Origin of the sequence: Flavisolibacter tropicus (genome assembly GCF_001644645.1) — a bacterium.
In the GTDB taxonomy this organism is placed as follows: domain Bacteria; phylum Bacteroidota; class Bacteroidia; order Chitinophagales; family Chitinophagaceae; genus Flavisolibacter; species Flavisolibacter tropicus.
Window position 1 is genome coordinate 4,273,874 of sequence record NZ_CP011390.1, and the last position, 14,417, is coordinate 4,288,290.

General features: G+C 43.3%; 12 protein-coding genes. 3 read left to right on the forward strand and 9 right to left on the reverse strand.

Annotated elements, in window-relative coordinates:
• Positions 1-179: 179 nt before the first annotated feature.
• Positions 180-1,118 carry an alpha/beta fold hydrolase gene (locus tag SY85_RS18220; protein ID WP_066406310.1) on the reverse strand — a complete coding sequence of 313 codons (939 nt, stop codon included), beginning with the start codon at positions 1,116-1,118 and terminating at the stop codon, positions 180-182.
• A 177-nt stretch (positions 1,119-1,295) separates the two neighbouring features.
• Between SY85_RS18220 and SY85_RS18225 the strand changes: the two genes are divergently transcribed.
• On the forward strand, positions 1,296-2,231 hold the full coding sequence (locus tag SY85_RS18225) for a hypothetical protein (RefSeq protein WP_066406314.1): 936 nt from the start codon (positions 1,296-1,298) through the stop codon (positions 2,229-2,231).
• Positions 2,232-2,387: 156 nt separating this feature from the next.
• On the opposite strand, the gene SY85_RS18230 is transcribed toward SY85_RS18225, so the two are convergent.
• The 3 genes from SY85_RS18230 to SY85_RS18240 all read right to left on the reverse strand — a co-directional run bounded on the left by SY85_RS18230 (position 2,388) and on the right by SY85_RS18240 (position 6,014).
• Positions 2,388-3,317: a cation diffusion facilitator family transporter gene (locus SY85_RS18230; protein ID WP_066406315.1), complete on the reverse strand. Its 930-nt coding sequence runs from the start codon at positions 3,315-3,317 to the stop codon at positions 2,388-2,390.
• Positions 3,318-3,459: 142 nt separating this feature from the next.
• Positions 3,460-5,637, reverse strand: a complete 2,178-nt coding sequence (locus SY85_RS18235; RefSeq protein ID WP_066406316.1) for a TonB-dependent receptor — start codon at positions 5,635-5,637, stop codon at positions 3,460-3,462.
• A 71-nt stretch (positions 5,638-5,708) separates the two neighbouring features.
• Positions 5,709-6,014, reverse strand: a complete 306-nt coding sequence (locus tag SY85_RS18240) for a hypothetical protein (RefSeq protein WP_066406318.1) — start codon at positions 6,012-6,014, stop codon at positions 5,709-5,711.
• Between the two features lie 259 nt (positions 6,015-6,273).
• On the opposite strand from SY85_RS18240, the gene SY85_RS18245 reads away from it, so the two are divergent.
• Positions 6,274-6,948 (forward strand): hypothetical protein, encoded by a 675-nt coding sequence (locus SY85_RS18245; protein ID WP_148661235.1) that lies wholly within the window; start codon positions 6,274-6,276, stop codon positions 6,946-6,948.
• A gap of 78 nt (positions 6,949-7,026) precedes the next feature.
• Positions 7,027-8,049, forward strand: coding sequence for a PD40 domain-containing protein (locus SY85_RS18250; RefSeq protein WP_148661236.1), 1,023 nt, complete (start codon positions 7,027-7,029; stop codon positions 8,047-8,049).
• Between the two features lie 358 nt (positions 8,050-8,407).
• Here the strand turns inward: SY85_RS18250 and SY85_RS18255 are convergent, their stop codons facing one another.
• From SY85_RS18255 to SY85_RS18275, 5 genes are all read right to left on the reverse strand, one after another.
• Positions 8,408-9,379 carry a hypothetical protein gene (locus SY85_RS18255; RefSeq protein WP_066406322.1) on the reverse strand — a complete coding sequence of 324 codons (972 nt, stop codon included), beginning with the start codon at positions 9,377-9,379 and terminating at the stop codon, positions 8,408-8,410.
• A gap of 402 nt (positions 9,380-9,781) precedes the next feature.
• Positions 9,782-11,449 (reverse strand): asparagine synthase B, encoded by a 1,668-nt coding sequence (gene asnB, locus SY85_RS18260; protein ID WP_066406323.1) that lies wholly within the window; start codon positions 11,447-11,449, stop codon positions 9,782-9,784.
• A 395-nt stretch (positions 11,450-11,844) separates the two neighbouring features.
• On the reverse strand, positions 11,845-12,471 hold the full coding sequence (locus SY85_RS18265; RefSeq protein ID WP_066406324.1) for an LURP-one-related/scramblase family protein: 627 nt from the start codon (positions 12,469-12,471) through the stop codon (positions 11,845-11,847).
• Between the two features lie 64 nt (positions 12,472-12,535).
• The gene (locus SY85_RS18270; protein ID WP_066406325.1) at positions 12,536-12,901 is read right to left on the reverse strand and encodes a response regulator; all 366 of its coding nucleotides are present in this window, start codon (positions 12,899-12,901) and stop codon (positions 12,536-12,538) included.
• A gap of 573 nt (positions 12,902-13,474) precedes the next feature.
• Complete coding sequence (locus tag SY85_RS18275; RefSeq protein ID WP_066406326.1) at positions 13,475-14,278, reverse strand: TIGR00266 family protein; 804 nt, start codon at positions 14,276-14,278, stop codon at positions 13,475-13,477.
• Positions 14,279-14,417: the final 139 nt, after the last annotated feature.

Genomic DNA, 14,417 nt, shown 5'->3' on the forward strand with positions numbered 1-14,417 from the left:
TGTGGTCTTGGTTTAACATTGAAATTAAGTCTTTTCTACCGGTTTACATTAAACGCTTTTACAATACGCCTTTGCATTGAAGAGTGCTTCCATAAGTACAAGTGAAGATCGTATTTGAAACTAGAAACTGTAACCTGTAACTATATGGCTCTAATGGGTGATGCCGCCAATGGGTGCCGTTAAGGTTTCCGGAAGTATTTTTTAATGATAATATCCTGGAAGGGATCGGGGTTAGTTTCCGGTAATCCATGGCCAGCATTGGTAAAAAGGAATAAGTCTTTTTTGGGTGCAACTACTTTATTGAAATAATCTTTTGTAACGGAGGAATTGGTATTATAATCTTTTGCACCAGCAAAAAAATAGACAGGACAATTAATAGTTGGCAGGCTTTCAAAACGATTGATGTCGCTTGATCGGGACCAGACATCGAACCAGGTAACTGCCCATGCCTCCACAAAACTTTTTCTCAAGCTAAGACGCACTAGTTTTTGCCCGTCATGTTTAAACAGCCATTTCCGGTGATAATATAATTGCTCCGCATTTTCAAAAGGGATCTTCACCTGTGCCAATTCTTTGCGGGCTTTTTTACCCATAGTTTCCTTGAGCATAGCCAGCGAAATACTATCGCTTCTGAATTGGTCAATCACCGGGCTAATGGCTATATAGGCATACAGCAACTCGGGGTATTTATCGGCTATATAAAAGCCTAATCCTGACCCCCAGGAATACCCCGCCAGGTAAAGCTTTGGTTTTTGAAACTTGTGCAGTAAAGAATCTATGAGATCGTGTGTATCATTATAAAACAAGGGGAGTGTTAATGGCTGTGGTGATTTATTGAGCTTGAGTGTTTCACCTGTTTCCCGCTGATCCCATTGAATCACTACAAAATACTGTTGCAGCTTACTGCTGATGCGATCGTTTTTTTGCAACAGGGAACTACCCGGTCCCCCATGCAAAAAAAGAAGAATCGGTTTTGAATCATCTTTACCCTTTATCTTAATGTATTGCTTAATGCTGCCTATAGTAACGATCTGATTGGTATCAATAGGCTGTTGACTACGCGCCTGGATAGTAATAAAGGTTGCCAACAAAAAGAGTTTCAGATAGACAGTCGACATGAATCAACAATTAAGTTAATGTAATTTACTAAACCAGAACAAATTTTTGATAAAGCGCTACAGGAATCAGCTTTAGAGATTAAGCACTTGTATATTGTACTTTTCATTAGCCTTATTGCATGGTATTGTTTTATGAAAGCCACTTAATATATTTGTTTAACCATTCTAACTGCTCTTATGAAACGCGCTTTTTCTGTTTTATTGCTTCTTATTTCTTGTACTGTTTTATTATCCAACTGTAAAAAAGATAAAGAGGATATTAATACTGATGAAGTACGGCTCCAAGCTGTTGAAACAAAGCAAAGTAACGGAGACATACACAAGCTCTTTTTTGATTATGATGCCAACGGCCGAATAATTAAAATAAGATCAGGCAGAAATAATGAAACACCAACCACTAACTTTATTATTACGTATTCAGGTAACGAGATATTGATACCCGTTACTGTCTCGGATGATGAATTAAATACCATAAAAGACACCATACGGCTATTGCTGAATGCTGACCAACAAGTAATTAAAAGAATGTATCATGGTTTTCATGAGTTTAAGGCACCCACTTTCACCCCCCAACGTACTAACATCTACGATACCACCACATACTCATATGATGCGGCTGGACTGGTAAAACAAGAGACTCACGGCGGCTTAGATACTTCATGGTATAATCCAGGTGTAGAAACAATTATGGTATCGCGGACAGCGGGATTTACGAATTATTCTATAAAGGACGGTAATATCATAAGCACTAAAAAAGAAGTAACGTCTTCAGGTTACGCCAAACAAGGGGGAATTGTGAGTACGGGCAAAAGCAGCAACGAGACCACTCACGCATTTGAGTATGCAAAAGCCTATCCCAATAAAATAGATTTTAAGAATGCAGCTATTTTAAATGAGTTACAGCTGGTCTTTCCACCAATAAATAAGAATCTGCGTAATGTACCCGAAAAGATATTGGTTACTGATATAACGAAAAATGGTAATGGAAACATTACTTCATCAAATAGTTTTACCATTAATCAGGAATTGAGCTACAATAAGTATGGCTTCGTTAATATACGATTTGATCCAGCATCACCTACGTTGAAGACAACTTACGTTTATAACAAATAATCGGAGCACTGTTACAAGTAGGTGACAGCTTGTAGGTATAAACGCTCTGCCTTCGACAAGCGCAGGATACCAAGGGGCGATATGGATGGCGGACTGATGCAGAACAAAAGAATGAAACCTGAAACAAGAAACGTGAAATTTCTTCCTACTATATCGTCAATGACTTGTCTTCTCTAACTCTATAGTACTATGATGGATGTCGTGGTGTTCCAGTTCGTGTTTGATATTGGCAATCACATCTAGTTTTTGGTCGAATGATAATTGTTCATCAATAACAACATGGGCGGTCAGGGCGTTTTCAGTGGTACTTAATGACCATACATGCACATGTTGAACCTGTTTTACATAAGGCACGCTGGTAATGATCTTTTTAATGGCATCTAACTCTATACCCTCTGGCACGGCATCGATGGTCATTTTAAAGCTATCGCGTAATAAGCCCCAGGTACTTACAAGAATAACAATCATGATGACAATACCAATGGCGGGGTCAAGCCAATACAACTGGGTGTAAGAGATAACGACCCCTGCTATTACAACGCCCAGCGATACCAGCGCATCGGCTAACAAATGCAAATAAGCCGCTTTTGAATTGAGCTCATGCTTTTGTTTAAAGAAGAGAAACGCGGTTATACCATTGATTAAGATGCCAAGAGCTGCTACCCAGGCAATAACGCCTCCCGAAACCACTTCTGGGTGAAGCAGGCGGGTAAAGGATTCAAATCCTAAAACGCCAACGGCCACTAATAAGGTAACGGCGTTAGCAAGAGCTGCTAACACCGTTGTTTTTTTGAAGCCATAAGTGTATACAGCATTGGATGGTCTCTTCGCTATCCAGAAAGCTACAAGAGAAACAACTAGGCTAGCTACATCGCTTAAATTATGCCCGGCGTCCGTAAGCAAGGCCATAGAGTTATAAGCAATGCCGGCAATGGCCTCGGCCAGCACAAAAGCCAGGTTCAGGCCAATGCCTATCAAAAACACATTCTTATTCTCTTTGTTGATGGCTACGGCATGAGAATGACCATGAGCATGTTGATGCGAATGTTCGTTTGCTTCTTCTATTTGATGATTCCCCGTGCTCATAGCATTCTCTTTTTATTTACTAGGCATACGCTGTTCTGTATTTTAAGAAAGCCCCTTCGTTGCATCGCAATCTATTGCAATTGGTAAGCCATACTGTAAAGTTGGTAAGTTGGTTTTATAGCTTCAATTACTTCGTTCATCATCAGAACTTTAGTTTAATACCTCCGTTGATTACAAATCCTTCTGTATGAGTCCAGATCTCGTCAAACGTTGGGCTCAGGTGAGAGCCGTTGACCACGTTCTTATACGTGCTTTGCCTTGTATCAGTAAAGTTTTCCAGGTTGATAAATAAGGAGAACCGACTAAAGATCTTTTCTGCCATAAAACCAAACACTGAAAAGCCTGGTGTTCGTGTGCCATCACTCAAATACTGCCTTCCTGTAAAGTAGCCTTCCAGGCCTAATTTAATAACATCCTCCTTCTCGTAAATCAAGGCTGTGTTTAGTTTGTCTTTGGGTACTAATGGCAGGAACTGGTTGCCATACAGGTATTTTGCTTTTGTATCGGTAAATGTATAACCCAGGAAAAGCTTGAAGTTTTCTTTATAAATGAATTTGGCATTGGTCTCAAAACCGGCACTTCGTACAGGTTCAGTCCTATTGACAAACCGGTAATGGTCAGTAGCAACATCATCTAAAACCAACGGCTTGTCAATCCAGGTATAAAAGAACATATGGTTAAACGTAAAAGCAAGGTCCTCTCCAATAGGGGAGCGAAAGTTTATGTCAGCCGTACCGCCATAACTCTTTTCGGATTTTACATTATTTAATTGTTCAACGTTCTGGTATTGTATGGTTTCAGTTTCTTCTGTAAAGAGCGTGGGCGTTTTATAGCCCATACCGGCGCCAATTCTTGATGACCATTTCGAACTGTATTTTACTAATAACGAAACCCTTGGTAAGGCAAACACTTCAGTATTGGTGTAAAGACTATTCCTATAATTGGCCACGTCCACTCTTAGCCCGCTCTCTAGTTTTATTCTGTCAGATGCATCCCAGGTGTGTTGGCCATACAGTCCGCCGGTGGTTGCTGTATTGTCACGGTTGTTCTGGCTCTTATCTTTTTCGTTGAACAAATTGTAGCCAAACGTACCACCTAGAACTAGCGCGTGTTCGTTGGCATTGGTAATGAAAGAAACATCAGTGTACGAGTTGTACTCAACGCCGGCAAAGGTGTAGGCTGGGATGTTGATCTCTCTATCAAATACACTGAAGCTTTGTTTGGCTACCAAACGCTTGTTGTTACCAAGCTTCATATCCACTTCTGCAGTGCTGATGTTGCGCAATGTTTTATTCTTTTCAACATATTGATGTGCGGCATCTGCACCGCTTTTGATGACCTGTATATCGCCACCGGTTCGTTGGCCCGATGTCAAACTGTTGCCAATGGTAATAGTGGATCTGGAACTGGGGTAGATGAAAAGTTTTGGATGAATGGTGAACTCTTTGGATTCGGGGACTTCTGTAAAATCATCCTTATCTACATCGTACGTATTAGACTTATTGTAAAGAGCCAGTACGGTATAGCCCAACTTCTTTCCACGTGCGGAAGCAAAGCCTCCCACATTGCTTTGGCCAATATTAGATTGGTTGAGTACAAAGCTGTACTCGGGTTTTGCTTTTGGTGTTTTGGAGATGAAGTTGACAACACCGGCTATGGCCCCACCGCCATAAAGAGGAGAAGCGGGACCCTTGATGATCTCCACCTGCGCTAGGTCAAGAGGAGGTATTTCCAATACACTGAGTCCGCTGGAAAAATTACCAAAATTGGCGAATCCATCTTTTAAGAGTTGGGTGTATCGGCCATCTAAACCTTGAATGCGAATGCTGGCGTTGCCAGAAGTGGCAGATGTTTGTTGTACCCGTATGCCCGTACTTTCATTGAGTAACATGGCCACATTTCCTGGTCGCATATTGCTCTTTTCATCAATTTCTTCCAGCTCAATAGTTTCAACGCGAGTAGGAACATTGGCAATCGTTCGACTGGTGCGGGTAGACTGCACCACCACTTCATCCATTTCGTGTGAGCTGCTTTCCAGTTCAATCTCCAAAGTATCCGAGCTATAAGGAATAGTGATCGTTTCTTCTTTTTCTTCATAACCTACTGCCGAAATAATCAATGTATAGCGGCCATTAGAGGGAAACGCAATGGACATTGTACCGGTGGTATCAGTTGTATAGCCTTTTGTTGTGCCTTTGAGCAATACGCTGGCAGTAAGTGAGGTTTTATTTTCAGAGCCTGTTATTTTAATAATAAGGTTTTGTTGTGCTTTGCTTATAATGCTGATGCTGGTAAATAATAATAGAATAAATAGTCGCATGACCTGCTAAATATCTTTCGTGAATAAATTAAAATAAGGGTTTGCCCAGCAAACCAAAAATGGATCAGGGATTAACAGGAGCGCGGAGGTTGCCAAAACGAAGAGAAGTAGCTGGGAAGTTGAAAGGTCACAGTACCTTGATGGTGAATGGTTAGTTCCTTATAGGGCTCGGCCAGCTGTATAGGTGTTGCCAATGCTACAAATCCGGGACAGGTAGTGCAAGCAAAAAAAGGCGAGCAAGCGCCCTCGTTTGTATGCTTCTCCCGGTTGGTAGTGGTGGCTTGCTGCTCTATACAACAGTCATCTACACTACAACAGGGTATAAATGTGCCTGCAGTAATAATGAGAAGTAGTATGATGGTCAGCCATTTGTTCATTCGCTGCAAAGGTAGAAAGGTCGACCAGCTCTAAAAAATCAATGTTTATAGCAAAGTTGCAGAGGGCAGATGATAAAGTACAGATGACAGAGGGCAGTTGACAGTGCTCTACTATCACCTGTCAACCATCCTCTGTCATCAAATAAGCGAACTGAATATTTTAAACGGGTAATATTCTTATTTTACAGCTGTACGATCTTTATAAACTTTTTCTTAAGTAAACCATGAGTATTACCTGCTTGAATAAATGAAACGCCCTATGCTGTATCCATTAAGCCGTAAAGCTATTTTCCAGGCCTCTTCCCTTGCCGATACCTTTGTCGCATATATGCAGCAAGGTTATGCGCAGGACCTGGACATGAACGAGCCACAGGAACGGTCATTATTGAAGAAATACTATGATCATCTCCAGCCGTTTCAGCCGCTTGATCCGCCGCTGGATAATGACATGATGGTACTGGCGTTTCCCGCAAGTAACCAGCAAGACTTTTTTGGTCAAATGCCAGTGGCTATGGCGCAGTTGTTTAAGGCCCTTGGAACCAAGGAGCTGTACATTGTTGATTTTCTAAAGACGAGCCTGAATGAGTTTCCCTTTGAAACCTATGGTAAGCGCAATAAGCTTAAACAGCTTCTGGGATGGAATCTCCATTATGATGGCTTTCAATTATCTGCAGACGACTTAAGCGTTGTACTGCCTCTTTTTTATTTCTCTGGCATCTATGCGCGCCCCGTTATTGCTCTTGTCGCTGATGGTGAAGTACCGTTGGTACTAAGGCTTTGCAAGGATGGTAATTTTCATTGTAACTACCAGCAGTTACGCAAAGACCGTATTACTACAGCAGCCAGTGCAGCAGGCTTCCTGACTGGTGATGTTTATATTTGTTGGGAATACAGTGTACAAAGCCTGCCGCTTAAAGCGCCACAAGAATTTTGAAGCCAGGCAACTGTGGGCTGTTGTCTGGCGTCTATGGACTAACTTACTATCTCACTATAGACATTATATTTGTTTTCTATGAAATTAAAGACTACTGCGCGCTTGCTGTCCGTCTCTTTGATGGCCCTGCTATTAACTCAATCGGCCTGTACCCAATCGGCTGCCTGGAAAGGCAAACTGGTGCATGGCTTTTCGGGAAGTGTGAATGTGTTTGACTTTGCCACTAAAACGGATAAGGCTGTTTTTAAAGATGGCTCTCAACCCTATGTAGCCAAGGACGGTGATATCTTTTTCCTGAGTGAGGCGTTTCCCAAAAGAAACGTCCTTATACGCAAGAGCACACCCACCTTTAGCCAGTTTAAAGATGTACTGGATATGTCCAGTGATAACCCCGAATATAAAGATGCGTTAGCCAACTATAGCGTGATCAATGGTACGGGCATTTCGGCGATCTTAAGCCGTATGCAAGATCCAAAGGTGTCGCCAGATGGTAAATATGTATCGGTTACCATTTTCGGTTATCGCGACCAGGCATTTAAAAACAACTGTGTAGCGGTGTTTGATCGTGCCTCTCAAAAGCTGGTTGCCAAGTTTGATAATAAGTACTATGGCAACTGGACACCCGATGGCCGCCTGGTGATGAGCGGTTCACACAAAACAGAAAGCACTGATGGTAGTCCCATTCACTCTAAAGAGCCGGGTATCTTTATCACTGATAATTCTTTGGGCAACGTAAAACGTATTGATCCTGAGCTGGACGATCCCGCTCCTTATCATGCTACGGTTAGCCCTGATGGTAAACGTGTAGCCTTTATCATGAACAACCACGTGTGGGCTATGAACATTGATGGCAGCAACCTGAAGCAACTGACTGATGTAGACCGCGATAATGTGGAAACCTATCCTGCGTGGTCGCCCGATGGAAAGTTTGTAGCCTGCTGGGCTTACAAAACCTTTGAGCGCTCCTACTATACCGCCATTGCTATTGTATCTTCCAACACTGCCAAGCCAATAGCGCTTTCCGATAAAGCAGCCGTATGGCCTAAGGATACCCGTGGTTATCGTGTAAGCGGTGGAAATGGGCAGTTTTCGTGGCGTTGAGATAGTGGGTGGTGAGTGGGAGAAGCTGCACGCTGCACGCAGAGCGCGCCAAGGCGCGGAGAGAGAGGAACCACGAAGACACAAAGGCACGAAGGGGCACAGAGAAAAGGAGGGAAGGAGAAGGAAGATTAGCTGATGAAGGAGAAGAATATTGAACAAGGAACAAGGAATGATGAAGGAAGAAGCGGAGTGAAATGTTCAATGCTCAATAAGCAGTGATTAATAATCAATAATTATTGAGTATTAAAGAGGACTATAAATAAAAAAGCACTCCTTTAGTAGGAGTGCTTTTTTATTTAATGCTGTTGATCTTTTGTGCGTGGGCCTTCTCCTCTTTAGGGATTGGGGTGTGCAAGATTTACTTAAAGATAATGGTGTTACCACCAGAACTTGGTATAACCATTTCGCCTACACCTTGAGTTCTAAAGCCTGCTCCAAATTGGGCGCCTGGTATGTTTCTGATATTATCCATCAACTGTGTTTGTGTTAAACCTGCCTGATTGAAGTTGATCAGGTTTAAGCCGCCGGCAGAAACAACATAACCACCATTTTCTTTTACGAAGTCAGCTACGATTTGTTGTAAGTTTAAACCACCAGCAGATACCACTCTGGCTATATCGGCATTGATAAGGTTCAAGCCTCCTGCGGCTACTACTTTTGCACCATTCGCATCCACAATGTTTACAGCTCCTAAACCGTTTGGTGTAGCATAACCCACCAGGAAGTAGCCTAATCCACCAATGTCTTTATACTTCAAATTGATCTTGTTTTTAGACAAGTTGTTTTGAAACTCTTGGATCAGTTTTTTCAGTGAATTATAATCGCTCCATTTGCCGTTGCCGTAGTTGCTAATCACTAGTTCGCCAGCATTGGGGTCGCGTCTGTAAAGTTCTCTATAGATCTGGACGATCCAAGGGTCGCCTTTTAAAGTTGATTTAGCCGTTTGTGCAGGCGGGTTCTTGGCGTTGTTATAGTTTTTAATGTAAGTAACTAGCTCGTTATAGTTGTTCCAGGAGCCGTTATTGTAATTGCGGGTATTGCATTCCTGTGCACTTGGTGTGCGGCGGTACAATTCCTGGTAAGCTTTAACGATCCAAGGATCACAACTAGTTGTTGTTTTAGCGTTGTTGTAGTTTTTGATGTAGGTTTCCAATTCATTATAGTTGCTCCAAGAACCATTGTTGTAGTTGCGGATATTACATTCGTCAGCAGAAGGCGTTCGATTATATAGCTGCTTATAAGCCTTAACGATCCAGGGGTCGCACTGTGCCTGCGCGTTAAAAAATGCGAATAGTGCACATAGTGATAGGAGAAGTAGTTTTTGTTTCATGAGTAAGTTTTGTACGTTTTTGATTAAGCCAAAAAGGAAGAGAACTCTAATATATAACATCTTACATGAATACGTAGAAAAGCTTAGTTTTTTTGTGTAGTCAAAAAACTACTCATTCGCGCCCCGACCCTAAAGGGAGCGCTTCGCGCTGTTTATTTCACGCAGAGGCGCCGGGGCGCAGAGAAAAGGTTTCGCACAGCGGAAATGAGAAAAGGAGAATTAGCAGATTAGCTAATGAAAGAAGAATATCAATAAATAGAAATGCACTCCTAAATGTAGAGTGCATTTCTATTTATAGCTCATTGTCTACTTCACGTTTCTTCCTCTGCGCCTCGGCGTGAACCCCGCTGCGTGCAGCGTATAGCGTATAGCGTATAGCTTGCAGCCTTCTCTCGCACAGCCCTAATACGCCTTCTCATGCACGCTCTTCACCGCGCGACCGGAAGGGTCATTCATTTTTTTGAACGCTTCATCCCATTCTAACGCAATAGCTGTACTACAAGCTACAGAAGGTTCTGATGGTACACATCGTGCGGCTTCATCACCGGGGAATAGTTCACTGAAAATAGTGCGGTAATAGTATTCCTCTTTACTTCGTGGCGTATTGATAGGGAAGCGGTAGGCTGCGTTTTGCAACTGTTCATCCGTTACTTGCTCGCTCGTGATCTTTTTCAACGTATCGATCCAGCTATAGCCTACACCATCAGAGAATTGCTCTTTCTGACGCCAGGCTACTTCAGCCGGCAGGTAATCCTCAAAAGCTTTACGCAATACCCATTTTTCAATCTTGCCGTTGCCACTCATCTTGTCTTTAGGGTTAATGCGCATAGCTACATCCATAAACTCTTTGTCTAAGAACGGTACACGACCTTCCACGCCCCAGGCGGCTAATGATTTGTTGGCACGCAGGCAATCGTACAAGTGCAGCTTGCCCAGTTTGCGTACCGTCTCTTCATGAAAGGCTTTCGGGTCTGGTGCTTTATGGAAGTACAGGTAGCCGCCAAACAATTCATCAGATCCTTCTCCAGTCAATACCATCTTCACGCCCATAGATTTGATCACACGGGCTAATAAGTACATAGGAGTGGAGGCGCGAATGGTAGTAACATCGTAGGTCTCTATGTGATGGATCACATCGCGCAGGGCATCCAATCCTTCTTGTATAGTAAAGTTCACCTCGTGATGTACAGTACCAATATGGTCAGCTACTTTGCGGGCAGCAACAAGATCGGGTGAGTCTTTCAATCCTACAGCAAACGAGTGCAGCTGTGGCCACCAGGCATCTTTCAGGTCTTCTGTTTCTACACGGCGTGCAGCATATTTTTTAGCAATGGCGGAAATGATGGAAGAATCTAGTCCGCCAGATAATAACACACCATACGGTACGTCGGACATCAGCTGTCTGTGTACAGCTTCTTCCAGCGCTTTCTTGAGTGCTATTATATCGGTAGTGTTGTCTTTTACTGCATCATATTCTGTCCACTCGCGCTTGTACCATTTCTTTAATTCCTGTCCTTCTTTGCTATAGAGATAGTGGCCGGGCAAAAACTCTTGTATCTTTTTACACACGCCAACCAAGGCTTTCAATTCAGAGGCTACATAGAAAGAACCCCATTCATCCCAGCCCATGTAGAGAGGAATGATGCCCATATGATCGCGGGCAATAAAGTAGGCGTCGTTCTCCTGATCGTATAGTGCAAAGGCAAAGATGCCGTTTAGGTCTTCTAAAAACTGTACACCTTTCTGGCGATAGAGCGCTAAGATCACTTCGCAGTCGGAGTGGGTTAAAAACTCGTATGGTTCCTGCAGGTTTTTCTCCAGATCGCGATGGTTATAGATCTCGCCATTAACAGCCAATGCCAGTTTGCCATCGCTGCTAAATAGGGGTTGCTTACCAGAAGTAGGATCTACAATGGCCAGGCGCTCGTGCACCAGGATCGATTTGTCGCACATAAATATGCCGGACCAATCGGGGCCGCGGTGACGTTGCTTGCGCGACATGTGCAGGGCCTGTGACCGCAGTTCTTCTGCCGGTTTCTTTAGATCAAATACGCCTACAATTCCACACATAGTTTTTAGTTGTTTTATACGTTAAATAAAAAAGCCCCGCTTTGCTAAGCGGGGCTGTATATACAAAAAGGTATTACCTCGCTTAGGTAAGCAGGGAATTATTATTGTTATTATTATTGATAATATGGCTGATTGTTCTGATCACTGTAAAACGAATATAAAAAGAAATAGGAAGAATGCTGTGTTTTTTGTTTAAAACAATGTTAAGTCATCTAAAATCTAAATCCCAAATAAGAAAATCCAAATTCCAAGTCCCAAACTCCCGTTCCTCCTTCCCTTGTCAACCTATCAACTTGTTAACCTGTCAACCCTTCATCATTCTTCCTACCTTGTTCCTTGTTCAATATTCTTCTAAATCCTGCTAATCCATTCTAAAATCCCACCAATCCGCGGTCCTACTTCCTCTCCTTCAACACCATATCAATCGTTATGGCCGTGGCTACAATGTTGACTTTGTTCTGATCTTCAGCATATTCGGAAATGATGCTTACATGATATTTGTCCGCAGTTGTAAATAATTCTTTAGCAATGCCTGCCCATTTTTTATTGATAAAGCCAATAGCATGACCATTAGTATCTGAAATGCCAAAGTTCCATGCCTTCCAGTCGCCATTGATCTCGGCGATCTGCCCGCCATCGGCATTTAAGATTTGAAAACGTGGTTTGAGCAGTTTGAACTTTTGATTGATATATCCCGAGACATTGCCTTCGGCATCTAAGATGGTGATCTTAGACATCCAAAACGTCCAGCCACGTTTGATGGTTACCAATACGTCTTCGTTATTGTCTATGATCTCGAGTGTAAAGGGAAACATCGCCTTGTTTAAAAACAAGCGTAGGAATTTGTGCCAAGCCGATACATGCTGTACAATGCGCCCTACCTGGGTACCGTAATTATCATATACTTTATACTCGTTGTGAAACTTGAGAAAGCCTACTTTCTCATCAATGAAGTATTCATTGCTTTCAAAAAAAGCAGGAAAGAAGAGCGACTTAGGTTTTGATAACACCTCGGTTAACATAGGAGTGTCGGTTTTGCACTACAAAATAATGCAAAAAACGTTTACAAGGTATATGGCTCGAAGATTATGCTGCAGCGGCAGAAACGGCTGTATTAACCTTGGTCAGCAACTCATTAAAATCGAAGGGCTTAGACAGGAAATCGTCGGCTATGTCTAAACGATTTTCAGCACAGTCGTCGCCGGACATGAGGATAATACGTATCTGGCTCCACTCCGGGCTAGCCTTGATCTTATGACAGAACTGGCGCCCATCTTCATCACCCACACATACATCCAGGAGAAGAAGGGTTGGCTGGTGGATCTTGATCTTACGTTCGGCTTCTTCCAGCGTACGTGCCAGGAAGATCTCATAACCTTGGCCCTTAAGGATGATCTGGGTGATCAGCAGCAGGTCTTCGTTATCGTCTATGAGTAGGATCTTTGGATTCATATGCTGGGTTTTTAAGGTTCTGCCCCGCCTAGGGCAACAAGTGTTCCAAACTTGCGGCAGAGCTGGGTTTTTCTTTGCAACAAATGTGCATGGAATGCAGGCCACACCCCCCCCCGGCCCCTAAAGGGGAGCACCCATGCACAGGGCGCCCCCGCAAATAGCGCCTTTGGCGCAGCGTTTTGAACCACAGGGACACCGGGAACACAAAGGGACACAGAGAAAAAGTTTCGCACAGAGCAAAGGAGAACAGGAGAAGAATAACGAACAAGCAACAAGGAAGGAAGAATGATGAAGGAAAAGAAAATAATGAACAAGATTCAAGACGCAAGGTTCAAGTAAGAAAAAAGAATGGATAAAAGAAAAGCACTCCATCATCGGCGTGCTTTTCTTTTATAAAGTAAGATTGTGTTTTAGGAAACCCTTTCACGTTTGACTTCTCACGTTTCACGATCACTGGCCCTCCCCTTTAGGGGCTGGGGGGTGTTGGCTCTTTCACGACAGGCTGTTTTCTGCTTGCAGCGTGTAGCGTACAGCTTGCAGCTTCCCTCTCTTACCATTCACCACTCACCAAGCCTACCATCCATCGCCATCCAAAATATTGCCCAGGCCACCCAGCATGCCACCTTCTTCCTTGCGGCTATAGGTGCCATATTGCAATACGCGGGAGGCCAAACGGCTGATAGGCAGGGATTGGATCCATACTCTGCCAGGACCTCTTAAGGTCGCAAAGAACAAACCCTCACCACCAAAGAAGGTGTTTTTAATGCCGCCTACAAATTGGATGTCATAGTCACAGCTAGGGGTGAACGCTACTATACAGCCCGTATCGATCTTCAGCAATTCACCAGGTTGTAATTCTTTTTCAATAATATGGCCACCGGCATGAACAAAGGCCATACCGTCGCCTTCCAGCTTTTGCATTATAAAGCCTTCGCCACCAAACAAACCGGTGCCTAGCTTGCGCTGAAATTCAATACCTACACTAACACCCTTGGCAGCTGCCAGGAATGCATCTTTCTGGCAGATCATTTTGCCGCCCAGGCGCATCAGGTCCATCGCAATGATCTTTCCAGGATAAGGTGAAGCAAAGGATACGCGCTTCTTACCGTGCCCCACATTGGTAAAGGCGGTCATGAAAAGGCTTTCGCCGGTTAGTACGCGCTTGCCAGCCGACATTAGTTTGCCCAAAAATCCTCTTTGCTGAGCGGAGCCATCGCCAAAGATGGTTTCCATTTGTATGCCGTCATCCATCATCATAAAGGCCCCACTTTCAGCAATAGCGGTTTCCTGTGGGTCCAGTTCTATTTCTACGCACTGCATTTCTTCTCCATGGATCCGGTAGTCGATCTCATGTGTGCGGCGGGTATAATCGTTCATTGTACTAAAGTTTTTTCTAAAGTAAGGAGATTCAATGAGAGTTGGGGGTGAGCAGTGGATAGTTGCTGGGTTTAACAATCTTTTCATAGCGTCTCTATAAAGAATTGGGCATTGTAAAATGCCAGATTTACAGCCAGGT

Coding starts and splice junctions, on each gene's coding strand:
- SY85_RS18220 (WP_066406310.1), bottom strand. CDS start 1,118: ATGTCGACTGTCTATCTGAAACTCTTTTTGTTGGCAACCTTTATTACT.
- SY85_RS18225 (WP_066406314.1), top strand. CDS start 1,296: ATGAAACGCGCTTTTTCTGTTTTATTGCTTCTTATTTCTTGTACTGTT.
- SY85_RS18230 (WP_066406315.1), bottom strand. CDS start 3,317: ATGAGCACGGGGAATCATCAAATAGAAGAAGCAAACGAACATTCGCAT.
- SY85_RS18235 (WP_066406316.1), bottom strand. CDS start 5,637: ATGCGACTATTTATTCTATTATTATTTACCAGCATCAGCATTATAAGC.
- SY85_RS18240 (WP_066406318.1), bottom strand. CDS start 6,014: ATGAACAAATGGCTGACCATCATACTACTTCTCATTATTACTGCAGGC.
- SY85_RS18245 (WP_148661235.1), top strand. CDS start 6,274: ATGCTGTATCCATTAAGCCGTAAAGCTATTTTCCAGGCCTCTTCCCTT.
- SY85_RS18250 (WP_148661236.1), top strand. CDS start 7,027: ATGAAATTAAAGACTACTGCGCGCTTGCTGTCCGTCTCTTTGATGGCC.
- SY85_RS18255 (WP_066406322.1), bottom strand. CDS start 9,379: ATGAAACAAAAACTACTTCTCCTATCACTATGTGCACTATTCGCATTT.
- asnB (WP_066406323.1), bottom strand. CDS start 11,449: ATGTGTGGAATTGTAGGCGTATTTGATCTAAAGAAACCGGCAGAAGAA.
- SY85_RS18265 (WP_066406324.1), bottom strand. CDS start 12,471: ATGTTAACCGAGGTGTTATCAAAACCTAAGTCGCTCTTCTTTCCTGCT.
- SY85_RS18270 (WP_066406325.1), bottom strand. CDS start 12,901: ATGAATCCAAAGATCCTACTCATAGACGATAACGAAGACCTGCTGCTG.
- SY85_RS18275 (WP_066406326.1), bottom strand. CDS start 14,278: ATGAACGATTATACCCGCCGCACACATGAGATCGACTACCGGATCCAT.